Genomic DNA, 24,218 nt, shown 5'->3' with positions numbered 1-24,218 from the left:
AAAAAGAAAAAGCCCGGCGGTTTGGTCCGCCGGGCTTTTTTCGTTGATGGAGTTTCAGTCGCGCTTTTCCGTCAGGAAATATAGAAGGGCCGCCACCGGCAAGGCGAAGCCGATCCACGAGGCGGCCTGCCATTCGCCGACAGCATAGGCCCAGCCGCCCACGGCGGAACCGATCGCACCGCCCATGAAGAACGTCGCCATGTAGATGCCGTTCAGGCGGCTGCGGAATTCCGCTCCGAGCGTAAAGATCGCCCGCTGGCCGAGCACCAGATTGGTGGTGACGCCGAAATCCAGAACGATGGCAGCGACGACCAGAATGGCGAGCGCCAGATGTGAGCCTTCAGGCGCCAGATGGGTGACGGCGAAGGAGAGCGCCACCGCCACCAGTGCAAAGAAGGTGGCCGCACGCGTCCAGCCGCGATCGGCCATCCGCCCGGCGATTGGCGCGGCCACGGTGCCGGCCGCACCGGCCAGTGCAAAGAGCGCAATCTCACCCTGGCTCAGATTAAAATGCGGTCCGCTCAGATAAAGCGGCGTCGTGGTCCAGAACAGGCTGAAAGCCGCAAACAGGAAGGCATGATAGATCGCCCGCCGCCGCAGGATCGGCGTGTGAAGCGCCAGCCGGCCCATCGAGGCCATCAAGGCCCCATAGCTCAGCCGCGCATCGGGCATGCGGGTGGGCAGAAGCCGGAAAAGCACCACGGCAAGAAGCGCCATGACTGCCGCAGATGTCAGAAAAACACCGCGCCATGACACCACTTCCGACAGGAGGCTGGATACCGGCCGCGCCAGCATGATGCCGGCCATCAGCCCGCTCATGACATTGCCGACGACCCTGCCGCGAATGGCGTGCGGCGCCATATGGGCGGCATAGGGAACGATGACCTGTACCGCGACCGAACTGACGCCGACGAGAAAGGCCGCAATCAGAAACGGGGCCGCATGCGGCGCGAATGCCGCTCCCACAAGGGAAAGCACCGCCATCGCGACGGAACTGACGACCAGCTTGCGGTTTTCAACGAGATCGCCGAGCGGCACGACAAACAGCAGACCGATACCGTAACCGATCTGCGTTAGCGTCACGATAAGGCCGGTAGCGCCGGCGGAAAGACCAAGTTCCGCCCCGATAATGCCGGCAAGCGGCTGGCCATAATAAAGGTTGGCGGCAATCAGTCCGCAGGCTGTCGCCAAGAGGAAAGTCAAAGCCGGGGAAATGGATGTTGCCTCAACATCATCCCCTTCAATTACACGCGTCGTCATCATTTTCTCCAATATGGAAACAATCGTTTCCTAAATAATCACAAAAATCACTCGGCAAGCCTCATGGCGATATCCACCACGGCCACCATGTCTTTGAGGCTGCGCCCCGTCTTTCCCACCACGCGCATGCCGTACATCATGCACAACATCGCCCGGGCGAGATCATCGGGATCAGCCTTTGAACCTACGGAACCATCCTTCTGCCCTTCGGCAACGAGACGGGCGACGATGCGCTCCCTCGCCTTCACAGCCCGCTCGACCACAACTGCAATGTCGTCATCCAGGGCCGCCAGATCGGCAGCAGCACCAACCACCAGACATCCGTCAGAACCGACACCACCATGCGACCGTTCCGCATAGAACATCAGGCCTGCCCTAAGGCGCTCGTAACCGGTATCGAAACCGGCCACCGCTGCCTCGAAACGCTCGGTCTGTACGATCCTGTAGCGCTCCATCGTGGCGATGAACACGGCCTTCTTGTCCTTGAAGGCCTTGTAAAGACTGCCCTGCGCCAGTTCCATCGCATCGGTGAGATCGCCAACGGAGGTGGCGTGGTAACCGCGTCTGGAAAAGACACGGATCGCGCCATCAAGCGCATGATCGAGATCGAACTCGCGTGGCCTGCCGCGATGGCGCTGTTCCTGAGAATTGGGTTGGGCGATATTGGTCATGGCCGCAATATAGGAAACGATCATTTCCAAATCAAGCAGATAATTTGTCGCCTGCGCCCGGTTAGTCGGATGAAGCCGGGCGTCTCGCTATTTCCCGATACAACGCCTCGGCAGAAACGCCTATTTCAGCTGCGAGGCCCTTCCATTGACCCTTGGGCGGAAGCCTGCCTTCGTTGACGGTGATCCATGCATCGAGCCGCGCACTGACCGAGCGCAGCGCCAATATTTCCGCACGCGTTCTGACATTTTTCAGCTCGCCGGAAATATGGCTTATCCATTCCAGCGCGAATGCTGGCTCGCGTTCAAGCAATTGCCGCAGCGTGCCGATTGGCACGAACAATGCGCGCCCTGCCGTCATCGCAATGGCGTCGCAGTGATATTGCTGCGAGAAGACCGAGGCTTGGGCAAGAATCGCCAGGGGCCCCGCGCGCTGCAACACCGCACTATGTCCATCCGCCTGAAACCGCATCAGGTGGACGTAACCCTCGGCGACCAGCGCCAGCATGTGAATGGGGTCGCCCTGATGAAAAAGGTATTCACCTTTTTCAAAGGATCGGGAGATGGACGCCCTCGGGCGAAGCTGGTCAAAAATCGAACTCGACATGATTTCTATCATGTCCGGCAAACCGGCCGGCTGGCAAGCTCAGGGGATCGCAACAGCTCGGACAGCACCCATGAAATTCACGGTTCCTGTATTTCTCATCGCTTTTCTCCCCCTCTCCACTATTGCGGAAGAGCAGCATCGCCACCAGTCTCCCTATGCGGGCCAGCAGAGCCGAACCATCAAAAGCCTCTCGGCCGAGGATATTGCCGAACTGGAACAGGGAGGTGGATGGGGCTTTGCGAAGGCCGCCGATCTCAACGGCATGCCGGGTCCCTCACATGTCGGAAAGATGGCGACCGAACTGGCGCTGACGGCGGAGCAGACCGCCGCCGTCGAGCAGCTGTTTCAAACCATGCGAAAAGATGCCGCGACAGAAGGCAGGCAAATGATCGCCGGCGAAGCGGCGCTGGATGCGAGCTTCCGTAACGGCGCAATCGATGCGGATCAACTGCGCGCGCAGCTCGACCGTATTGAAGAAAGCCGCGCCAGGCTGAGATACATCCACCTTGCCGCTCATCTCGAAACGGTGAAGCTGCTGACCAAGGAACAGATCGCACGTTACAACAAGCTGCGCGGCTATGCGCCTTAACGAGCCGGAAAATGTCCTCTGGCCTTAAGCAGGCGGATGGAGCCGCCCTGCCCTGGGGGCAGCTCTCAGGCGGCCTGGCGGGTGAAAAGGCGCGCAGGTTGCGTGCCGAGCCGCAGAAGCCGTTGCGGCAGAAGGCCGACGACCTCCGTCGCGAAGGCTTTCGCATTCTCCACGGCCTTGTCGATATTGCTGACCTTGTCCTTGTCGAGACAGAGAAGCGTGCCGCCGTAATCGAAAATATCGCGATAGGCCGCTCTCTCGACAATCGGTGTATTGAGAACCGAGACGTTCTTTTCCGCGAGCAGCATCTTGACGAGCAGTAGGGAGCGTGTCGCCACCATGGCATTGACCCGCGTCAGCACGATGGAATGGGCTATCGCCTTGCCCATCTTGCGGTTCAGGAATTCGATATGATCGAGAACCTCGGCGGCGCCGCGCGCATCCATGGCTGAGCCCTGTACCGGGATCAGTACATGATCGGAAATACCGAGCGCCATCGTCAGAAGCGGCGTTTTCGCTCCCGGAAGGTCGATGATGAAACAGTCGGTGTTGGCCTTGTTTTCGCGAATATGGCCCTCGAGCGAGGCCATCGTCACATGCGAAATCACCGAAAGATTTTCGATCTCGCCTGATAATTCGTGCCAGCGGGAAATCCACAATTGCGGATCGGCATCCAGCACCGTCACACGGTGGCCGCTGCGGGCAAGTTCGGTTGCCAGAAGCAGTACGGCGGTGGTTTTTCCCGCGCCGCCCTTGGTGTTGGCAAAAGTAATGACAGGCATGATATTCCCGATTGATCAGAGCCGTTTAATGCTCATTCACGCACCGAAGCAATTCATGGTGCTTTCCGTAATCTTAACGAACAGGGTTAATAAAAGGCTAAGAACGGTTATGCCGCGCAACGAAAAGCCCGCGATGGAGTATCGCGGGCTGTCGATAATTGGCAGCGTCCTCTTCGGGCTTACATCGCACGGCGTGAAGGCGCGGCATATTTCCTCTCCCCGCCGGGGAGAAGCCTCTCGAGCTCTCACAAGCCTGACGAATAAAGGCTATCCCTAAAAGCAGTCCTCGAACAGTTTCCTGGTATTCTCCAGCGTCATCGGCACCGGATTGCCGCCGCAGCTCGGATCCTTGATCGCTTCCGCCGCCAGCTCATCGATGCGATCAGGCTTGATGCCCATGGCGGTCAGGTTATCAGGCACGCCGAGTTCCTTGCGAAGCTCCAGCACATAGTCATAGAACCCATCGAAACCGCCGGAAATGCCGAGATAGGCAGCCGCGCGGGCAATCTTGTCTTCGATGGCCGGGCGATTGAAGCGCAGCACCGCAGGCATGACAACAGCATTGGTCATGCCGTGATGGGTGTTGTAGACCGCACCGATCGGATGCGAGAGCGAGTGAATGGCGCCAAGTCCCTTCTGGAAGGCAACCGCCCCCATCGCTGCCGCCGCCATCATATTGGTGCGTGCTTCGATGTCAGTACCATCCTTATAGGCGCGCGGCAGGAATTCCTTGACGAGACGCAGACCCTCAAGTGCCACACCGGCACTCATCGGATGGAAGAACGGCGAGGAATAGGCTTCGAGGCAATGGGCAAAGGCATCCATGCCCGTTCCCGCCGTGATGACCTTCGGCATGCCGACCGTCAGCTCCGGATCGCAGATGACGACGCCGGGCAGCAGCTTCGGATGGAAGATGATCTTTTTCACATGGGTCTGCGAATTGGTGATGACGCTGGCGCGGCCGACTTCCGAACCGGTGCCCGCCGTCGTCGGCACAGCGACGATCGGCGCGATCTTGGCGGCGTCCGCCCGCGTCCACCAGTCGCCGATATCCTCGAAATCCCAGACCGGGCGCGTCTGCCCGGCCATGAAGGCGATGGTCTTGCCGAGATCGAGGCCCGAACCGCCGCCGAAGGCGACGACGCCGTCATGGCCGCCATCGCGATAGGCTTTGACGCCGGCTTCCATGTTGATCTCGTTGGGGTTCGGATCAACATCGGCGAAGATCGCCCGGCCAAGGCCAGCCTCTTCCAGCACGTCGAGCGCATGTGCGGTGATCGCCATGTTGGCAAGGCCGCGATCGGTCACGAGCAGCGGCTTTTTGATGCCGAGCGTCTTGCAGGCTTCCGCCAGTTCCTTGATCCGGCCACGGCCAAGCTTGACGGCGGTGGGATAGCTCCAGTTGGCGACGATATTCATTTCGTGACTTTCTTCAGATGGTAGGATTTCGGTCGGGTCAGGTTCTGGAAGCCGAGAATGGAGAGCGAGCCGCCGCGGCCCGTTTCCTTCACACCGGTCCAGCAAAGGGCGGGATCGAGATAATCGGCGCGGTTCATGAACACGGTTCCGGTTTCGATCTCACGGCCGATCCGCCCGGCGCGTGCGGCATCCTGCGTCCAGAGCGAGGCGGTGAGGCCATATTTGCTGTCGTTCATCAGCGCGATGGCTTCGTCGTCATTTTTGACCTTCATGATGCCAAGCGCGGGGCCGAAGGTTTCTTCGGTCATGAACTCCATGGAATGATCGACATTGACGAGGATTTGCGGCGCGACATATGCCCCCTCGCCGTCATCGGCGGGGAAAAGCTTCGGATCGACCAGAGCCTTGGCACCCTTTGCGACGGCGTCTGCGATCTGCGCGCGCACCACCTTGGCGAAACGTTTGTTGGCCATCGGCCCGAGCGTCGTTTCCTGTTCCAGCGGATTGCCGAGCTTGTAGTTGGACACCCAGGCGACGGACTTCTCGACGAATTCGTCATAGAGGTTTTCATTGACGTAGATACGCTCGATGCCGCAGCAGCATTGCCCGGAATTATAGGTGGCGCCATCCATCAGCGTATCGACGGCGGCGTCGAGATCGGCGTCCTCCATCACATAACCGGGGTCCTTGCCGCCGAGTTCAAGACCGAGGCCGGTGAAAGTGCCGGCAGCGGCACGCTCGATGGCGCGGCCGCCTTCCACCGAACCGGTGAAGTTGACGAAATTGAACAGCCCTTCGGAAATCAGCGCCGAGGTCGTGGCATGGTCGAGGAAGACATTGATGAAGACATCGTCAGGCACACCGGCCTCGACGAAAGCCCGCACCATGCGCTCGCCGACCAGCAGCGTCTGCGCCGCGTGCTTGATAACAACCGTATTGCCGGCCATCAGGGCAGGCGCGACGGTGTTGATCGCCGTCATGTAGGGGTAGTTCCACGGGGCGATGACGAAGACCACGCCATGCGCCTCACGCTCGATGCGGCGTTCGAAATTGCCGCTCTCCTCGATGACGAGGGGTGCCAGCGCATCGGCCGCGATGGAAGCGACATAGTTGGAGCGCTCATTGAAACCCTTGAACTCGCCACCATAACGAACCGGACGGCCCATCATATGCGCCAGCTCCGGCACAACTTCGGCCACCATTTCGTTAAGGCGCGCCACGCCTTTCAGAACCAGCTGAACGCGGTCCTCAAGCGGACGTCGCGCCCAGTCCTTTTGCGCCTTGCGCGCTTTCGAAACGGCGGCGCGCGCCGCTTCCAGCGACATCGCCTCCCGTTCGGCATAAACCGAGCCGTCGATGGGCGAGATATTCTGGATCATGGTCATGATGTTTTCCCGTAATGATTAGGCTCGTTCGAAACCGCGCGCCACTTCCCAGTCGGTCACGCGGCGGTCGTATTCTTCCTGTTCCCACCGTCCGGCATGGACATAATGGTCGATCACGTCGTCGCCGAAGGCCTTTCGCAGCATTTTCGATCCGTCCAGAAAGGCGGTGGCGTCACGCAGGGTCTTGGGTATCTCGCGCACGTCCTTGCCGCCATAGGCGTCGCCGACAAAAGCGGGCTCAAGTTCGAGTTTATTTTCGATGCCGTCAATGCCTGCCGCAAGCAAAGCCGCCATGGCGAGATAGGGATTGAGATCGGAGCCGCCGACGCGGCATTCGATGCGGATGCCCTTGGTGCCTTCGCCGCAGAGGCGATATCCCGCCGTGCGGTTGTCGAGGCTCCAGATCGCCTTGGTGGGCGCAAACGTGCCGGCCATGAACCGCTTGTAGGAATTGATATAGGGGGCGAGGAAATAGGTGATCTCGCTGGCATGAGCGAGAAGCCCGGCAACATAATGCCGCATCAGCTCCGACATGCCGTGCTTGGCGTCCTTGTCGAGGAAAGCAGGCGTCTTGCCGTCGACGCTCCACAGCGACTGATGAATATGCGAGGAACTGCCGGCGGCATTGTAGTTCCACTTCGCAAGGAAGGTCACAGCCTTGCCCTTCGACCAGGCGATCTCCTTGGTGGCGTTCTTGATGATGGCGTGCCGGTCGGCCATGGTCAGCGCATCGGCGTAACGAACGTTGATTTCCGCCTGGCCGGCGGATGCTTCGCCCTTGGAATTTTCGACCGGAATGCCGGCGCCCTGCAAGCCCTTGCGCAGCGCCCGCATGACATCCTCTTCCTTGGTCGTCTGGAAGATATGATAGTCTTCATTATAACCGCTGGCGAGGTTCAGCCCCTTGTAGCCGTTGGCGCGCGCCGCATCGAAGGTCTGGTCGAACAGGAAGAACTCCAGTTCCGTCGCCATATAGGCTTTCAGCCCCATGGCCTCCAGCCGCGCCACCTGCTTTTTGAGAAGCGCGCGCGGCGAATGCGGCACTTCTTCATGGGTGTGATGGTCAAGCACGTCGCACAGCACCAGCGCCGTGCCTTCCAGCCAGGGCACCCGCCTTAGCGTCGAAAGATCGGGCTTCAGCACATAATCGCCGTATCCCTTTTCCCAGCTTGAGGATTTGTAACCGGGAACGGTTTCCATCTCCATGTCGGTGGCAAGCACATAGTTGCAGCTATGGGTTTCCTCAAAGGCGCTTTCGACGAAGAATTCCGCCTGGAACCGCTTGCCCATCAGACGCCCCTGCATGTCGACAAGGCAGGCCAGAACCGTGTCGATGCGCCCCTCGGCGACATCCATTTTAAGCGCGTCGAATGTGTAGCTCGTCATTTTTGTCCGTTCCCTTTTATTGTGGCGATCGGGCGGCCGGGATGCGGCCGCCCGTTTGTTTGTGCATCAGGCCTTTGCAGCCGCTGCGGTAACCGCAGCCTGCTTGTGCTCCATCGCGAATTCCTCTTCCGGCGACAGGATGAGGCGATGGCGTCCGACAAAGGCAAAATAGGCGATCGCCACGGCAAACCAGACGGCGACCCAGAGCACGCCCTTGGTGAAGTTTGGATCCTGGATCTGGTAAAGCAGCGTGACGATGGCGATGATAACAGTCAGCACCGCGCCCGGAATGCCGAAGGGCGAGCGGAACGGCCGCTCGATATGCGGCAGGTTTTTCCGCAGCAGAATGAAGGAAATCGCCTGCATGATGTAGGAGAACATCGCGCCGAACACTGCCATGTTCAAAAGCACGCTGCCGATGATGCTGCCGCCCTGTTCCGCACCCAGCGAGAACCAGATGACAAGCATGACAGCGAGGCCGACAATTGCGCCGGAGATATTGGCAACATACGGTGTGCGGTATTTGGAGTGTGTGATCGACAGAACGGTCGGGAAATAACCCGCACGCGACAGCGAATAGATCTGCCGGCCCTGCGCATAAAGGATCGTATGGAAGCTGGCGATCAGGCCGGTCAAGGCAACGAGACCCAGTACCACCACGCCGCCATCGCCGTAGATCGCCTTGAAACCATCAAGCAGCGGCTCGAGCGAGGAGCTGAGATGGAAAGCGCCAACGCCCGGCAGGGATGGGTTGAGCAGCACGATCATGAAGGCCGAGACCATCAGCGTCACCATGCCGAGAATGATGCCCTTGGGCATGTCTCGTTTGGGATCGACCGATTCTTCAGCCGCCAGCGGCAGCTGCTCGATGGCGAGGAACAGCCAGACCGCGAAAGGCAGCGTGGCGAGAACGCCCGAGAAACCGAAGGGGAAGAAGGAACCGCCACCTTCCGGCAGCTCCACCGCCTTGCCATCAGGTCCGACACCGATATTGAGCGCGAAACGCGAAAAATCGATATTGGGAATGGCGCTGATCCAGAAGAACACCAGAACGGCGAGCGAAATCAGTGTGATAACAAGTGTGACCTTGAAGGAAAGCTCAAGTCCGAAGACATTGAGCGCAAGAAAGATCAGATAGAACGCTATCCACACGAAGGGTGAATAGGCCGGATCAAGGCCGAGAATGGAGTTCACATAGGCCGTGATGAAGGTGACGACAACCGCCGGCGTCAGCACATATTCGACATTCTCGCAAAGTCCGGTGATGAACCCGCCCCATGGACCCATGGCCGTGCGGGCGAAGGAATAGGCCGCACCCGTATGCGGCAAGGCCGGGCTCATTTCCGCGATCGAAAATGTCAGCCCGAGATACATGATGGCGATGATGATGCCCGCCACCAGCATGCCGCCCCAGCCACCGGTGGAAAAGCCGAAATTCCATCCGGAAAAATGGCCAGAAATAACCGCGCCGACGCCGAGTGACCAGAGTGACCACACGCCCGCATAACGGGATAGTCCGCGTTTTTCGAAATAGGATGCATCAGCCTTCTTGTAGCTGACGCCTGATGATGAACTGTCCATGCCCTTCTCTCCTGATAAGAAAAAAACAAGCCAGTCAGCCGTTATTGGCCGATTGTGCCCCAGTTTCCGGCTTCACGCGGGTGCTTCCCTCGCTCTGCCGCACGCACTTGCTGTTCCCTTGCCGCTTCGCGCCTTTCCGGCTTTATTGAATGGCGGCAGTCTCGTCTCAATGGCCGGCCCCGGTGCTTCACCATCGGCCAGCCCTTGCTCCCTCACCCGTCAATCGATGAGAGCGCCTTCTCCATGAGCTCATGGAGAAAACCGGCAATGGCCGCCTGATCTCCTTCATTGGCGATGAGATCGTTGCGGATTTCGATCATGACGTTCAAAAGCCCGTCCGGCAGCGCATGCAGCCGTAGCGTATGCGTCACACCGTCTTCCGGGCCATAAGGATCATTGCGATTGACCCTGAGCGAAGATCCTTCGGCGCCCGCCAGCATCGCATCCGCCAGGCGGCTGTCGCTATCGTGCAGGATGCCGATCTCAACCTCGCGGAACCGGCCGTGATAAACGGGCGTGAAACTGTGAATGGTTACCACAACCGCCTTGCGGCCATCCGCCTGCCGCTTAGCGATGATCTCGCTCACCCGATCATGAAACGGCACATAAAGCGCTGACGTGCGGGCGAACCGCTCCGCTTCGCTGAGCTCGAAATTGCCGGGAATATCGTAAATCTCGCTTTTCACCGGCATGGCGGAAGGCGATTCGGGCGGCCGGTTACAATCATAAACGAGACGCGAAAACCGCTGGTAGACGAGCGTGGCGTCAAATTTTTCAGAAAGCAGCCGGGCAACGGCGAGAGCGCCCGGATCCCAGGCCGCATGGCTCGAAAGCACCTCCGGCGAAAGACCCAACGTGCCGTATTTCTGCGGGATGGTGGCGGAGGCATGCTCGCAGACGAGAAGGACATCGCCTTTCGCCGCCGCATTCTCAACGCCGACGGCCTGCCCTTCCGCTTCTGTGAAAAACCGTGAACGCACCGTCATGCACGAACCCCACCCGGAAACCCCGTGTTCCGCCAATGACGAAAAGAATTCTTCACATTATTGCGAGTGTCAAATGGAATTTTGAAATTTTCTCTTCATTTTCCCCATTGACTCGATAGCTGGCACAGATGTTTATTTTAGCCATGCACCGGCAGAAGACCGGAAAGGGGAAAAATTTGCGCAGCACGACGGCGACCGTGTCGGATGTCATCCATGCCCATTACGGCGCGCTGACCCGTTCGGAAAAACGGCTGGCGGAAAGCCTGCTCGGCAACTACCCCGTCTCCGGCCTCGGCAGCATCACCACGATCGCGGAAAATGCCGGCGTTTCGACGCCAACGGTGGCGCGCATGGTGCAGAAACTCGGTTATAAGGGCTATCCGGAATTTCAGGCGCATCTGCATCAGGAACTGGAAGCAACGATCTCCGGACCCGTCGCCAAACACGATCGCTGGGCCACCAATGCGCCCGGCCTGCACATTCTCAACCGCTTCGCCGACGCCATTACCGGCAATCTGCGCGATACGCTGAGTGACCTCGACACCGCTGTCTTCGACAATGCCGCCGCGCTGCTTTCCGACCGCAAGCGCAGTATCTATTTCGTGGGTGGGCGCATCACCGGCGCGATTGCCGAATATTTCTTCACCCATATGCAGGTGATCCGCCCGAAGACGACGCTGATGTCGTCCAATTCCAGCGCCTGGCCGCAATATATGCTGAACATGAGCGCCGGCGACGTGCTCGTCATATTCGACATCCGACGCTACGAGCACGACATGACGACGCTCGCCGAGGTGGCCAAGGCCAACGGCGTGCAGATCATCCTCTTCACCGATCAATGGACATCGCCGGTGGCGCGCCATGCGCTGCACATTTTCCGCGTCAGGATCGAGGCTCCCTCGGCATGGGATTCCTCCGTTGTCACCCTGTTCGTGGTCGAAGCCCTGATCGAGGCGGTGCAGAGCGGCACCTGGGATGAAACCAAGGAACGCATGAACGCGCTGGAAGGCCTGTTTGAACAGACACGGCTGTTCCGCAGGCCGGAAAGAACATGAATTTGCATAGCCGGCATACGACTTGACGCGGATGCCGCACGCTGATTGGATACCTGTCATCGCCACCAGCACGATAAAACAGGGGAAAACACCAAGCTGGGGAACGCATCTGGTCTAACGGACGACAACGGGCAACTCCCGCAATTACAGGCATACAATCCTGATAATGGCGGAAAACGAGTGTAAAGTGGCGGAATCCGGATAAATAATTTGTAATCTGGCCGTCACATTAGCTTCATCGAGAATCCGTATCAGCGTCCGCAATATGAGAACACGAAGAGGAGAAAAAAGTGATCTCTCACTGCCGCCGACTGCTTGCTACGACCACCGCGCTGGTCATCGCCTCCACCGCGATTGCCGCCGCTGAACCGAGCGCCGAACTGATCGCCGCCGCCAAGAAGGAAGGCATGTTGACCACCGTCGCGCTGCCGCACGACTGGTGTGGTTACGGCGACGTGATTGCCGCTTTCAAGGCAAAATACCCGGAAATCACCGTCAACGAGCTGAACCCCGACGCCGGCTCCGCCGATGAAGTCGAAGCCATCAAGGCGAACAAGGACAACAAGGGCCCACAGGCTCCTGACGTCGTTGACGTCGGTCTCGCCTTCGGCCCGCAGATGAAGGCCGAAGGCCTGCTGCAGCCTTACAAGGTCTCCACCTGGGACGAAATTCCTGACAATGTGAAGGATCCGGAAGGCTACTGGTACGGCGACTATTACGGCGTCATGTCGATGTTCGTGAACAAGGACCTCGTCAAGAACACGCCGAAGGACTGGGCAGACCTGCAGAAGCCGGAATATTCCGGTCAGGTAGCGCTTGCCGGCGATCCGCGCGCCTCCAACCAGGCGATCCTCGGCGTTCTCGCCGCCGGTCTTTCCACCGGTGCGAAGTCTGGCAAGGAAGCCGGTGAAGCCGGCCTGAAGTATTTCGCCGACCTCAACAAGGCGGGCAACTTCCTTCCGGTCATCGGCAAGGCCGGCACGCTGGCCCAGGGTGCGACCCCGATCATCATCGCCTGGGACTATAACGCCCTTTCCTGGAAGAAGACGCTGAACGACAACCCGCCGACGGAAGTTGTCGTTCCTGAGAAGGGCGTTCTCGCCGGCGTGTACGTTCAGGGCATTTCCGCCTACGCACCGCATCCGAACGCTGCAAAGCTCTGGATGGAGCATCTCTACTCCGACGACGGTCAGCTTGGCTGGCTGAAGGGCTATTGCCACCCGATCCGCTTCAACGCCATGGTCAAGGCCGGCAAGGTTCCGCAGGAACTGATCGACAGCCTGCCGCCGGCAGCAGCCTATGAAAAGGCGATCTTCCCGACGCTCGAGGAAGTGGACGCCAACAAGGCTGCCGTCACAGGCGGCTGGGACAAAGTCGTCGGCGCGAACGTGAAGTAAACTGTTGAAAAAGCACCCCGGCCGATCAAAGCCGGGGTGCTTCTTTTATAATGAATACCTTAATAGACAGACCGTTTTGAAAGCGGCGTTTGGGGACAAGGCATGTCATCGACCAACACCGGCGGACCATCCGATGCGGGCAGGAAACTGCCTCTTCACTGGATAGGGATCGTACCTTTTGCCGTTTTTGTTCTGCTGTTTCTGATCCTGCCGACGATGAAGATCGTCATCGGCGCGTTTCAGCAGACGGATGGCAGCTTCACGCTGGAAAACATTGCCGGGCTTTTCACCTCATCGATCCTTGCCGCTTACTGGATTTCGATCAAGATCAGCCTTGCCTCGGCAGCGCTCGGCTGCCTGATCGGCTTTGCCGTGGCCGCAGCCGTGGTGCTGGGTGGCCTGCCGCAGCGCATCCGCGGCCCGCTTCTCACCTTTTCCGGCGTCGCTTCGCAATTTGCCGGCGTGCCGCTCGCCTTTGCCTTCATCGCCACGCTCGGTCCGGTCGGCCTGCTTACCGTTTTTCTGAAGACGCAGGTCGGCGTTGATCTCAGGCTTTTGGGCTTCAACATCCTGTCTTTCTGGGGCCTCACCGTCACCTATCTGTTCTTCCAGATACCGCTGATGATCCTCATCATCACGCCGGCACTTGATGGCCTGAAGCGCGAATGGCGCGAAGCGGCGGAAATTCTCGGTGCAACCGGCCTGCAATATTGGCGCATGGTTGCCTTCCCCATCCTTTTGCCGTCGTTGCTTGGCACCATGTCGCTGCTGTTTGCCAACGCCTTCGGCGCGGTGGCAACCGCGATCGCGCTCACCGGTTCCTCGCTCAATATCGTTCCGATCCTGCTTTTCGCGCAGATCCGTGGCGACGTTCTCGGCAATCCGCATCTCGGTTATGCGCTTGCCTTCGGCATGATCGTCGTCACAGGCATCGCCAATGCACTTTATATCTGGCTGCGCGCCCGCAGCGAAAGGTGGCTGAAATGAAGCGTTTCTTCGCCTGGGGCGCGCTGATTTTCGGCCTGCTCTATTTCGCCCTGCCGCTGATCGGCATGACCAACTTCTCGCTGAAAATGCGGCGCGGCGAATATTCCTTCGACGCCTATGCAAAGGTGCTTACCGATCCGCGTTTTCAGGAGACCTTCAGCTATTCCGTCGTGATGGCGCTGTTCACCATCGTCTTCGGCGTTCTGCTGGTCGTGCCAACGGCCTATTGGGTGCGTCTGAAACTGCCGGGCCTGCGGCCCTATATCGAATTCATTACTCTTCTGCCGCTGGTCATTCCTGCCATCGTCATCGTGTTCGGTTACATCAGGCTTTACAACACCTCCAGCTGGCTGCCGCTGACCGGCACGACCTTCGGCACAAACCTTCTTCTGATGTTCGGATATGCCACGCTCGCCCTGCCCTACATGTACCGCGCCGTCGACACCGGTCTCAGGACCATCGACGTCTCGACGCTGACGGAAGCAGCGCAAAGCCTTGGCGCGGGGTGGACGACCATCCTGTCGCGCATCATCCTGCCCAATGTTCTGGTCGCGGTGCTCTCGGGCGCGTTTTTGACCTTCGCCATCGTCATCGGTGAATTCACCATGGCGGCCCTTTTGAACCGCCCGGCCTTCGGCCCCTATATGCAGCTGCTCGGCGCCAACCGCGCCTATGAACCCGCGGCCCTTGCCGTGATTTCCTTCGGCATCACCTGGGGTTGCCTGGGTCTGATCCAACTCGTTTCACGCTACCAGAAGGGCGCGCCTCCCAAGGCCTGAGGACAAGATTTTCATGAGCTTTTTGACACTTAGCAATATCAAGAAATCCTTCGGCTCCGTGCAGGTCGTGCATGATTTCAACATGGCCATCGAAAAGGGCGAGTTCGTCTCCTTTCTTGGACCATCGGGCTGCGGCAAGACCACCGTGCTGCGCATGATCGCCGGTTTTGAAATCCCGACTGGCGGATCGATCGTCATCAATGGCAAGGACCAGACGACGCTGAGACCAAACCAGCGCAATATCGGCATGGTGTTTCAGGCCTATGCGCTGTTCCCGAACATGAATGTCTACGAGAACGTCGCCTTCGGGCTCAAAGTCGCCGGCAAGCCGAAAGCCGAGATCGATGCGCGCGTAAAGGAAATGCTCCAGCTTATCCATCTGGAACATCTGGCGGACCGCTACCCCTATCAGATGTCGGGCGGCCAGCAGCAGCGCGTGGCGCTTGCCCGCGCTCTGGCCCCGAAGCCGGAAGTTCTTCTGCTCGACGAGCCGCTTTCGGCGCTCGACGCCAAGATTCGCGTCTCACTGCGTGAGGAAATCCGCCAGATTCAGCAGAAACTCGGCATCACCACCATTTTCGTGACCCACGATCAGGAAGAGGCCCTGTCGATTTCTGACCGTATCGTCGTCATGAATGGCGGCCGCGCCGACCAGATCGGCACGCCCTTCGATATTTACAACAAGCCCGCGACCCGCTTCGTCGCCTCCTTCGTCGGTACGCTCAACCTCATCGACGCGACCATCGTGGATTCCTCCTCCAACACCATCCGTGTCGGAGAGCAGCAGATCACCCTCCACAAGCCGGTCGATGCGGCGAACGGCGAAAAAATTACTCTTGCCCTGCGACCGGAAGCGGGCTCGCTCGGCAGTGATGCGAAAGGCGATGTCGCCATTTCCGGCACGGTCACCTCCAGCCAGTTCCTCGGCTCCGTCATCCGCACCCGCCTCGATCTTGGCGGCTCGACCCTGTCTTTCGACATGTTCAACGATCCCGGCACAGCGCCCCCCGCCGTCGGTGAGCCGGTGACGCTGAAATTCGCGGCCGGCGACCTGATGGTCATCAAGGACTGAACCACCTTTCCGGATGCAAAACCGCTCCGCCCCCTTGCTGGAAATGGTAGAGCAGGTATCACTTCGAACCTGCATACCAACGATGTGAGGCCATGATGCGCGCGCTTTATTACGAACGATTCGGCGAAACCCCGGTAGTCGCATCCCTGCCCGATCCGGAACCGACCGATGGCGGCGTCGTCATCGCGGTGAAAGCGACGGGCCTGTGCCGGAGCGACTGGCACGGCTGGATGGGGCATGACCCGGATATTCGCCTGCCGCACGTTCCCGGTCATGAATTTGCCGGCGTCATCGCCGCAGTCGGCAGACACGTCACCCGCTTCAAGACCGGCGACCGCGTTACCGTTCCTTTCGTGTCCGGCTGCGGCCATTGCCATGAATGCCGTTCCGGCAACCAGCAGGTCTGCGAAGCACAGTTCCAGCCCGGCTTCACCCATTGGGGTTCCTTCGCCGAATATGTCGCCATCGACTATGCCGACCAGAACCTCGTGCATCTGCCTCAATCGATGAGCTACGCCACCGCCGCTGGTCTTGGCTGCCGTTTCGCCACCTCCTTTCGTGCCGTGACCGATCAGGGACGCCTGAAGGGCGGCGAATGGCTGGCGGTTCATGGCTGCGGCGGCGTCGGCCTCTCCGCCATCATGATCGGCGCTGGTCTTGGCGCGCAGGTCGTCGCCATCGACATCGCCGAAGACAAGCTTGAGATGGCTCGGCAGCTCGGCGCGACCGCGACAATCAACAGCCGCACGGTTGCCGATGTTGCCGAAGCCGTGCGCGAGGTGACAGGCGGCGGTGCGCATGTCTCGGTCGATGCCCTTGGCCACCCGCAGACCTGCTGCAACTCCATCAGCAACCTGCGCCGGCGTGGACGTCATGTACAGGTGGGCCTCATGCTCGCCGACCATGCCATGCCCGCCATTCCCATGGCCCGGGTGATCGCCCATGAGCTGGAAATCTACGGCAGCCACGGCATGCAGGCGTGGCGTTACGAGGATATGCTGGCCATGATCGAAAACGGCAAGCTCGCGCCGGAAAAACTGATCGGCCGGCACATTACGCTTTCCGAGGCCGCAACCGCCATCCCCGCCATGGACAGCTTCAGGGAAAGCGGCATCAGCATCATAGACCGGTTCGAATAGTCCGGGTCCTGCGGCAGTTCGCGGTCGGAGCCGGGTCAGGCTCAGGCGTTCCTGCGCCCGAAAGCCCGGACAGGAGCGCTGGCCCGGGAAGGCGCCTGCCCTGAAGAAGGTGCAGGCACACGTGCGCCGGGATTCGCCTCGCTGTCGCTCCATTGGCGGTTCAACAGTTGTTTCTTGCGAATTTCCAGCGGGTCGGACACGGCGTCCGCCGAGCCACTGTCAGTGACGGCTGGTGTCGTCAGTGACCGCGCAAACCACCGTATGATCTGTAGCCCCTTGTGGATGAACACAAAAAAGCCGACCACGAGCACGGCGATGAAAATCACGAAGCCCCAGCGGCTGTTCTGCTCGTCACGGGCTGCCCGTTCCATGCGGTGTTTGGTCGTTGGATCAAAACCAAGCGTCGCCTTCAGGCTCGTAATATCCGCATGGCTGAGCTTGGTATAACGGTCGCCGTTATACAGAACATAGCCGCTAGTGCTACCATTCAGATAACCGAGATCGAGGGCATTCCCGTCCCGAAGGAAAGCTGGAGTGTTCGGCAGATCATAGACGAGATCGATCGTCTCACCGCCGCCAAATCCGGGTATGGCAAATAATCGAACCTTCCGCGCCTCTGCCCCACTCGCGAATATCGCGGAAAAAAGGGTCACGGCGGAAAATAGTGCAATGTAATTCATCCATTCCCCACAACAGCAATGAGAATGCATGACGATTGACATCACTGTATTAATACGGAGTATATATCTGGTTTAGTCTTTTAATTACACAATAGTTATTATATCCAATCGTATATATGAAATCATACTATATTACAAGTTATGAATTATTATTTTATAATACACTAAGAAATATAGCCCTGCAAAGCCGAATTGAGACCGAACAGTCCGGCGCCATTGGCGCAGGCCGCAGACCACGTTAAACTGCAGTCCTACTGACACACCTCGGGTCTCCAAGACGCGCCGAGGCTCACCACCTCCGCACAGGATGGATATTGGCAAGGACTGCGACATGCTGTTTCTCGACAGCGTAACCATGAAGGAAAGCACGGGCGGGAGGGATGATTACCCTTTCTCGGTTCCGGCGCTGCGCCATCTGGAACGCCTCGAATTCAAGACGCCAATCACCTTTTTTGCCGGCAATAACGGCTCCGGCAAATCGACGCTGCTGGAGGGGCTGGCGGCGGGGATGACGGCTTATGCCATCGGCAATCACGGCCAGGTGGCCGGCGACCTCTATCTCCAGCATGCCGAGACCGTGGCGAAGTCTTTCTATTTCGCCCGTAAGAAATATCCGAAGATTCGCATGTTCCTGCGCGCGGAAGATGTCCTCGGTTATGTCCGTCGCCAGAATGAGGAGGCGCTGGACGATTTTCGCTGGGAGCGGGAGAAGGCTCTGAAAAAAGGCGAAGACTTTCCCGAGGAAACTCCGGAGACGTTTCGCGGGATCATCAGGAACAATGCCATAGACCGGCGGTCGCATGGCGAGGGTTTTCTCGACATTCTGCACCGGCGGGTCCATGGCGCCGGCCTCTATTTTCTCGACGAACCGGAAAGCCCGCTTTCGCCGCAAAAACAGCTCGAACTGGCGGCCCTCATCCGTGACGCCGCCGATAGTGGCGGCCAGTTGATCATCGCCACCCATTCACCGGTGCTCTTGGCCATTCCCGAGGCGACGATTTATTGTTTCGATGAGGATGGCGTCACCGAGCGCCTCTATGACGAGCTGGAGAACATCAGCTTCCTGCGACGCTTCCTCGACCGTCCCTCGAAATACCTGAGCGATTGAACATCGATAAGGCTTGAAATCGCGCTGCGCTTGCCGCATGCCCATAAGTAATACGTAATTTAGAAAAGAAGCAGCTTCATGTCTCCCACCACCACACCGGCAGCAGCCCGGCCACTCAACAGCCAGGATTACAAAACTCTCGGTCTTTCGGCCCTGGGCGGTGCGCTCGAATTTTACGACTTCATCATTTTCGTATTTTTCGCGACTGTCATCGGCCATCTGTTTTTCCCGCCGGAAATGCCCGACTGGCTGGTGATGATCCAGACCTTCGGCATCTTCGCCGCCGGTTATCTGGTGCGGCCGCTGGGCGGCATCGTTCTCGCGCATTATGGCGACCGTTATGGCCGCAAGCGCGTCTTTGCCTTCTCGATCCTGCTGATGGCCCTCTCCACGCTGGGCATGGCGCTGATGCCGACCTACGCCACCATCGGCGTCGCCGCCCCCATCCTGCTCATCATCCTGCGCATGCTGCAGGGTGCTGCCATCGGCGGTGAAGTACCGGGGGCCTGGACCTTCGTTGCCGAACACGTGCCGTTCCGCCGCGTCGGGCTTGCCTGCGGTTTTCTCACATCCGGCCTCTCTTTCGGCATCATGCTGGGCTCGCTAATCGCTTTCGCCATCAACTCGCTCTTCACACAGGAAGACGTGGCCGGTTACGCCTGGCGCATTCCCTTCCTGCTCGGCGGCATTTTCGGCCTCATCGCTGTTTATCTGCGCCGCTGGCTGGAAGAAACGCCGATCTTCATGGAGATGAAGAAGTCAAAATCGCTGACGGACAAGCTGCCGCTCGGGCTGGTACTGAAGCACCATATGCGTGGCGTAATCATCTCCGCTCTGCTGACATGGGTTCTGTCGGCCGCCATCGTCGTCACGACGCTGATGACCGCCACCTTCCTGCAGAAGCTCTATGGCTACACCCCGACGCAGGCGCTCGCCGGCACCAGCTTCGGCACGCTGTTCCTGATCTTCGGCGTCATCATCGCCGGCGCCCTGATCGACCGTATCGGCTCCGGCCTCTTCTTCATGGGCGCGAGCATCTTTTTCGGCATCGCCACCTTCACCTTCTACAGCTACGCCGGCACCTCGCTTCAGACCATGTTCGTGCTTTATGGCGTGATGGGCCTCTCTGTCGGCATGGCGGGTGCGGTGCCCTATGTCATGGTCCGCGCCTTCCCGGCATCGGTCCGTTTCTCCGGCCTATCCTTCGCCTACAACGTCTCCTATGCCGTCTTTGGCGGGTTGACGCCGATCGGCGTGACGACGGCGCTTGCGATCAATCCGATGGCCCATGCCTGGTATCTGGTCTTCATCGCCATCCTCGCCTTCGCGATCGGCCTCTACCTCTATCTGCGCGGCAGCGAGATCGAGAGCCATGTCGGCATCGAGGAACTGGCGGCGTTAAGGTCGTAAGTTCAACAGTTAACAAAAAAAGCGCGGGCAAAACCCGCGCTTTTTTATTTCAACGACGATGAGTGAAACCTCACGCAGCGCTGTCGATTTCCTCGGCAGCATTCGTCGGCACGTAGTTGAGAACAGGCCCGAGCCAGCGCTCCACCTCTTCCACCGGCATATCCTTGCGGCGTGCATAATCCAGCACCTGGTCGCGCTCCACCTTGGCGACACCGAAATAATAGCTCTCGGGGTGGCCGATATAGAGGCCTGACACCGACGAGCCGGGCCACATGGCATAGCTCTCCGTCAGTTCCACGCCCGCCGCATTGGTGGCGTCGAGCAGGGCAAACAGCGTCTTCTTTTCGGTGTGATCGGGCTGGGCCGGATAGCCGGGCGCGGGGCGGATACCGGCATAGGCCTCGCCGATCAGCTCGTCGCCGGCAAACGCTTCGTCCGGCGCATAACCCCAGAACTCCTTGCGCACGCGCTCATGCATGCGTTCAGCAAAAGCTTCCGCAAAGCGGTCGGCCAGCGCCTTGACGAGGATGGACGAATAATCGTCATTCGCCCGCTCGAAACGCTCGGCAATCGCCACTTCCTCGATACCCGCCGTCACCACGAAACCACCGACATAATCGGCAACGCCGCTATCGACAGGCGCCACGAAGTCGGACAGCGCCACATTGGGACGACCGTCGCGCTTGGAAAGCTGCTGGCGCAGCGTGAAGAAGGTCGCAAGCTCTTCCTTGCGGCTCTCATCCGTGAACAGCCTGATATCGTCGCCCACCGCATTGGCGGGCCAGAACCCGATTACCGCGCGTGGCCGGAACCAGTTCTCCTCGATGATCTTCTTCAGCATGGCCTGCGCATCGCTATAAAGCTGACGCGCCGCTTCACCCTGCTTTTCATCCTCGAGGATCGCCGGGAAACGGCCCTTCAACTCCCAGGTCTGGAAGAACGGCGTCCAGTCGATGTAACGGGAAAGCTCCTCAAGATCGTAGGTTTCGAACACCTTGGTGCCGAAGAACTGCGGCTTGACGGCGCTATAGCTCGACCAGTCGATCTTGTGCGCATTCTCCCGGGCACGGGAAAGCGGCAGGCGCAGCTTTTCGCGCTCGTTGCGGGCATGGGCCTCCGCCACCTTGGCATATTCGCTGCGAATGCCATCGATATAAGCGGGCTTCTGCTCGGCGGAGAGAAGTGCCGACACGACGCCGACCGCGCGCGAAGCATCGGTGACGTAGATCGCCTGACCCTGCTCGTAGCGCGGATGAATTTTCACGGCCGTATGCACGCGGCTCGTCGTTGCGCCGCCGATCAGAAGCGGAATGTCGAAACCCTGCCGCTCCATTTCAGCCGCCACATGCACCATCTCATCCAGCGATGGCGTGATGAGGCCCGAAAGGCCGATCACGTCAACCTTTTCGGCAATAGCCGTTTCAAGGATTTTCGTCGTCGGCACCATCACGCCAAGATCGATGATCTCGTAATTGTTGCAGGCGAGGACGACGCCGACGATGTTCTTGCCGATATCGTGCACGTCGCCCTTCACGGTTGCCATCAGCACCTTGCCGGCAGCACTACGCTCAGACCCGCCATTGAGGCGTTTTTCCTCTTCCATGTAAGGAAGCAGCACGGCCACGGCCTGTTTCATCACGCGGGCGGATTTCACCACCTGCGGCAGGAACATCTTGCCCGAACCGAAGAGGTCGCCGACCACATTCATGCCGGCCATCAGCGGCCCTTCGATGACGTGCAGCGGACGCTCCGCCTTCTGGCGCGCCTCTTCCGTATCGGTCTCGATGAAATCGGTGATACCGTTGACCAGCGCATGTTCCAGACGCTTCTCGACGGGAAGTTCGCGCCAGGAGAGGTCCTGCACCTTGGTGTCCTTGGCGCCTGTGCCGCGGAAACGCTCAGCCACCTCGAGCAGACGCTCCGTCGCGTCGTCGCGGCGGTTCAGCACCACGTCCTCGCAGGCCTCGCGCAGTTCCGCATCGATATTGTCGTAAACCGCAAGCTGCCCGGCATTGACGATGCCCATATCCATGCCAACCTGAATGGCGTGGTAGAGGAACACGGCATGCATCGCCTCACGCACCGGCTCGTTGCCGCGGAAGGAGAAGGACAGGTTGGAAACACCGCCGGAAATATGCGTGAGCGGCATGGTTTCGCGGATGGTCTTGGTGGCCTCGATGAAATCAACGCCGTAATTATTGTGCTCTTCGATACCCGTCGCCACCGCAAAAACGTTCGGATCGAAGATGATGTCTTCCGGTGACAGGCCGGCCTTTTCGGTCAGCAGCTTATAGGCGCGCGAGCAGATTTCCACCTTGCGCTGATAGGTGTCGGCCTGCCCGACCTCGTCAAAGGCCATGACGACGACCGCCGCACCGTAATTGTGAACGAGCCGCGCCTGCTGGAGAAACTTCTCCTCGCCTTCCTTCAGCGAAATCGAGTTGACGATGGGCTTGCCCTGAACGCATTTCAGGCCGGCTTCGATGATCTCGAACTTCGAGCTATCGATCATGACAGGCACGCGGGCGATGTCAGGCTCGGCGGCGATGAGGTTCAAAAACTCCACCATCGCCTTTTCGGAATCGATCAGGCCTTCATCCATGTTGATGTCGATGATCTGCGCACCGTTCTCCACCTGGTCACGGGCAACGGCGAGAGCCGCCGTGTAGTCGCCAGCGGTGATGAGCTTACGGAACTTGGCCGAGCCGGTGACGTTGGTGCGTTCGCCGACATTGACGAAGGGAATGTCCTTGGTCAGCACGAAGGGCTCAAGGCCGGAAAGCGACATGAAGGGCTTGTGCTCGGGAATCGGGCGCGGCTTGTAATCCTTGACCGCTTCGGCAATCGCCCGGATATGCTCGGGCGTCGAACCGCAGCAGCCGCCGACGATGTTGACGAGACCGTCGCGCACGAAGCCTTCCACCTGCCGCGCCATCATCTCAGGCGTTTCGTCATACTGACCGAATTCGTTCGGCAGGCCGGCATTGGGATAGGCGCAGACGAAGGTATCGGCGACGTCAGACAGTTCCTGCAGATGCGGACGCATCGCATCCGCACCAAGCGCACAGTTCAGGCCGATGGTGAAGGGGTTGGCGTGACGCACCGAATTCCAGAACGCCGAAGGCGTCTGACCGGAAAGCGTGCGGCCGGAGAGGTCGGTAATCGTGCCTGAGATCATCACCGGCAGGCGGATGCCCTTGGCCTCGAAACGCTCCTCGCAGGCGAATATCGCCGCCTTGGCGTTCAGCGTATCGAAAATCGTCTCGATGAGGATGATATCGGCACCGCCGTCGATCAGGCCGTCGATCTGCTCGCCATAGGCAATGCGCAGATCGTCGAAGGTGACGGCGCGGTAACCGGGATTGTTCACGTCAGGCGAAATAGAGGCCGTGCGGTTGGTCGGGCCGATGGCGCCGGCCACGAAACGGCGGCGGCCGTCTTCCCGCTCGGCGCGCTGGGCGGCGCGGCGGACAATCTGCGCCCCTTCGCGGTTGAGATCGTAGACCGCATTTTCCATCTCGTAATCGGCCTGCGCGATGCGTGTGGACGAAAACGTGTTGGTCTCGAGAATATCCGCACCCGCCATGGCGTAGCGGTAGTGAATTTCTTCGATGGCGTCGGGCTGGGTCAGGATCAGAAGGTCGTTATTGCCCTTCTGGTGACAGGCGCAGCCGATGAAACGGTCGCCGCGAAAATGGTCTTCGTCAAAACCCAGACCCTGGATCTGCGTGCCCATGGCACCGTCGAGAATGAGGATGCGTTCGCTGGCAGCCTCGCGCAGCGCCTTGAAAATTTCCGCGCCGTCGCGCTTTGCCCCTTCAGGGCCAAACAGATCGTCAAACACGGGCACACTCCTCATTTCGATTTGCAAGATCGCAAGTCGTCAAGTCACATAAAGATATGTTTATGTCAATATATCTTCAAGGGA

At 59.3% G+C, this 24,218-nt stretch carries 20 protein-coding genes; 9 read left to right on the top strand and 11 right to left on the bottom strand.

What is annotated here, in order from left to right; genetic code table 11:
- Positions 1-54: 54 nt before the first annotated feature.
- The 3 genes from V6R85_RS09370 to V6R85_RS09360 are packed head-to-tail and all read right to left on the bottom strand — an operon-like array spanning position 55 to position 2,547.
- The gene (locus V6R85_RS09370) at positions 55-1,260 is read right to left on the bottom strand and encodes an MFS transporter (protein WP_004430678.1); all 1,206 of its coding nucleotides are present in this window, start codon (positions 1,258-1,260) and stop codon (positions 55-57) included.
- 47 nt (positions 1,261-1,307) lie between these two features.
- Complete coding sequence (locus V6R85_RS09365; protein WP_111834727.1) at positions 1,308-1,955, bottom strand: TetR/AcrR family transcriptional regulator; 648 nt, start codon at positions 1,953-1,955, stop codon at positions 1,308-1,310.
- Between the two features lie 37 nt (positions 1,956-1,992).
- On the bottom strand, positions 1,993-2,547 hold the full coding sequence (locus V6R85_RS09360; RefSeq protein ID WP_004430675.1) for a Crp/Fnr family transcriptional regulator: 555 nt from the start codon (positions 2,545-2,547) through the stop codon (positions 1,993-1,995).
- A gap of 58 nt (positions 2,548-2,605) precedes the next feature.
- Here V6R85_RS09360 and V6R85_RS09355 point away from each other — a divergent pair, with 58 nt between their 5' ends.
- Entirely contained in the window at positions 2,606-3,124 is a 519-nt protein-coding gene (locus tag V6R85_RS09355) for a Spy/CpxP family protein refolding chaperone (RefSeq protein WP_111834726.1), read from the top strand.
- 65 nt (positions 3,125-3,189) lie between these two features.
- On the opposite strand, the gene V6R85_RS09350 is transcribed toward V6R85_RS09355, so the two are convergent.
- The 6 genes from V6R85_RS09350 to V6R85_RS09325 form a co-directional block, all read right to left on the bottom strand.
- Positions 3,190-3,906: a ParA family protein gene (locus V6R85_RS09350; RefSeq protein WP_099086046.1), complete on the bottom strand. Its 717-nt coding sequence runs from the start codon at positions 3,904-3,906 to the stop codon at positions 3,190-3,192.
- 273 nt (positions 3,907-4,179) lie between these two features.
- A complete protein-coding gene (locus tag V6R85_RS09345) occupies positions 4,180-5,325 on the bottom strand; it encodes an iron-containing alcohol dehydrogenase (protein WP_080866307.1) in 1,146 nt (381 codons plus the stop codon).
- Positions 5,322-6,710: an aldehyde dehydrogenase family protein gene (locus tag V6R85_RS09340; RefSeq protein WP_080866308.1), complete on the bottom strand. Its 1,389-nt coding sequence runs from the start codon at positions 6,708-6,710 to the stop codon at positions 5,322-5,324. The genes V6R85_RS09345 and V6R85_RS09340 overlap by 4 nt, the downstream gene beginning before the upstream one ends.
- Positions 6,711-6,728: 18 nt before the next feature.
- Complete coding sequence (locus tag V6R85_RS09335; RefSeq protein WP_004430664.1) at positions 6,729-8,096, bottom strand: glutamine synthetase family protein; 1,368 nt, start codon at positions 8,094-8,096, stop codon at positions 6,729-6,731.
- Positions 8,097-8,162: 66 nt separating this feature from the next.
- On the bottom strand, positions 8,163-9,677 hold the full coding sequence (locus V6R85_RS09330) for an amino acid permease (RefSeq protein ID WP_004430663.1): 1,515 nt from the start codon (positions 9,675-9,677) through the stop codon (positions 8,163-8,165).
- 212 nt (positions 9,678-9,889) lie between these two features.
- Entirely contained in the window at positions 9,890-10,663 is a 774-nt protein-coding gene (locus V6R85_RS09325) for an N-formylglutamate amidohydrolase (RefSeq protein ID WP_020813584.1), read from the bottom strand.
- Between the two features lie 176 nt (positions 10,664-10,839).
- Between V6R85_RS09325 and V6R85_RS09320 the strand changes: the two genes are divergently transcribed.
- From V6R85_RS09320 to V6R85_RS09295, 6 genes are all read left to right on the top strand, one after another.
- Positions 10,840-11,718 carry a MurR/RpiR family transcriptional regulator gene (locus V6R85_RS09320; protein ID WP_026363416.1) on the top strand — a complete coding sequence of 293 codons (879 nt, stop codon included), beginning with the start codon at positions 10,840-10,842 and terminating at the stop codon, positions 11,716-11,718.
- A 290-nt stretch (positions 11,719-12,008) separates the two neighbouring features.
- Positions 12,009-13,115 carry an ABC transporter substrate-binding protein gene (locus V6R85_RS09315; RefSeq protein ID WP_004430660.1) on the top strand — a complete coding sequence of 369 codons (1,107 nt, stop codon included), beginning with the start codon at positions 12,009-12,011 and terminating at the stop codon, positions 13,113-13,115.
- Positions 13,116-13,217: 102 nt separating this feature from the next.
- Positions 13,218-14,102: an ABC transporter permease gene (locus V6R85_RS09310; RefSeq protein ID WP_004430658.1), complete on the top strand. Its 885-nt coding sequence runs from the start codon at positions 13,218-13,220 to the stop codon at positions 14,100-14,102.
- Positions 14,099-14,881 (top strand): ABC transporter permease, encoded by a 783-nt coding sequence (locus tag V6R85_RS09305; RefSeq protein WP_004430656.1) that lies wholly within the window; start codon positions 14,099-14,101, stop codon positions 14,879-14,881. The genes V6R85_RS09310 and V6R85_RS09305 overlap by 4 nt, the downstream gene beginning before the upstream one ends.
- 13 nt (positions 14,882-14,894) lie before the next feature.
- Positions 14,895-15,953, top strand: a complete 1,059-nt coding sequence (locus V6R85_RS09300; RefSeq protein WP_004430654.1) for an ABC transporter ATP-binding protein — start codon at positions 14,895-14,897, stop codon at positions 15,951-15,953.
- Positions 15,954-16,048: 95 nt separating this feature from the next.
- Complete coding sequence (locus tag V6R85_RS09295; RefSeq protein WP_111834724.1) at positions 16,049-17,092, top strand: zinc-dependent alcohol dehydrogenase family protein; 1,044 nt, start codon at positions 16,049-16,051, stop codon at positions 17,090-17,092.
- A 41-nt stretch (positions 17,093-17,133) separates the two neighbouring features.
- Here V6R85_RS09295 and V6R85_RS09290 read toward each other — a convergent pair whose 3' ends face one another.
- A complete protein-coding gene (locus tag V6R85_RS09290; RefSeq protein ID WP_111834723.1) occupies positions 17,134-17,772 on the bottom strand; it encodes a hypothetical protein in 639 nt (212 codons plus the stop codon).
- Between the two features lie 331 nt (positions 17,773-18,103).
- Between V6R85_RS09290 and V6R85_RS09285 the strand changes: the two genes are divergently transcribed.
- On the top strand, positions 18,104-18,880 hold the full coding sequence (locus V6R85_RS09285) for an AAA family ATPase (RefSeq protein WP_060725257.1): 777 nt from the start codon (positions 18,104-18,106) through the stop codon (positions 18,878-18,880).
- A gap of 78 nt (positions 18,881-18,958) precedes the next feature.
- Positions 18,959-20,290 carry an MFS transporter gene (locus V6R85_RS09280; protein ID WP_111834722.1) on the top strand — a complete coding sequence of 444 codons (1,332 nt, stop codon included), beginning with the start codon at positions 18,959-18,961 and terminating at the stop codon, positions 20,288-20,290.
- Between the two features lie 70 nt (positions 20,291-20,360).
- Here V6R85_RS09280 and metH read toward each other — a convergent pair whose 3' ends face one another.
- On the bottom strand, positions 20,361-24,134 hold the full coding sequence (gene metH / locus V6R85_RS09275; RefSeq protein ID WP_111834721.1) for a methionine synthase: 3,774 nt from the start codon (positions 24,132-24,134) through the stop codon (positions 20,361-20,363).
- Positions 24,135-24,218: the final 84 nt, after the last annotated feature.

This window comes from Agrobacterium sp. CCNWLW32 (assembly GCF_037083425.1).
Taxonomy (GTDB): Bacteria; Pseudomonadota; Alphaproteobacteria; order Rhizobiales; family Rhizobiaceae; genus Agrobacterium; species Agrobacterium radiobacter.
The sequence above is the reverse complement of the archived record's forward strand: the minus strand, read 5'-3'. Positions and strand labels throughout refer to the sequence as shown.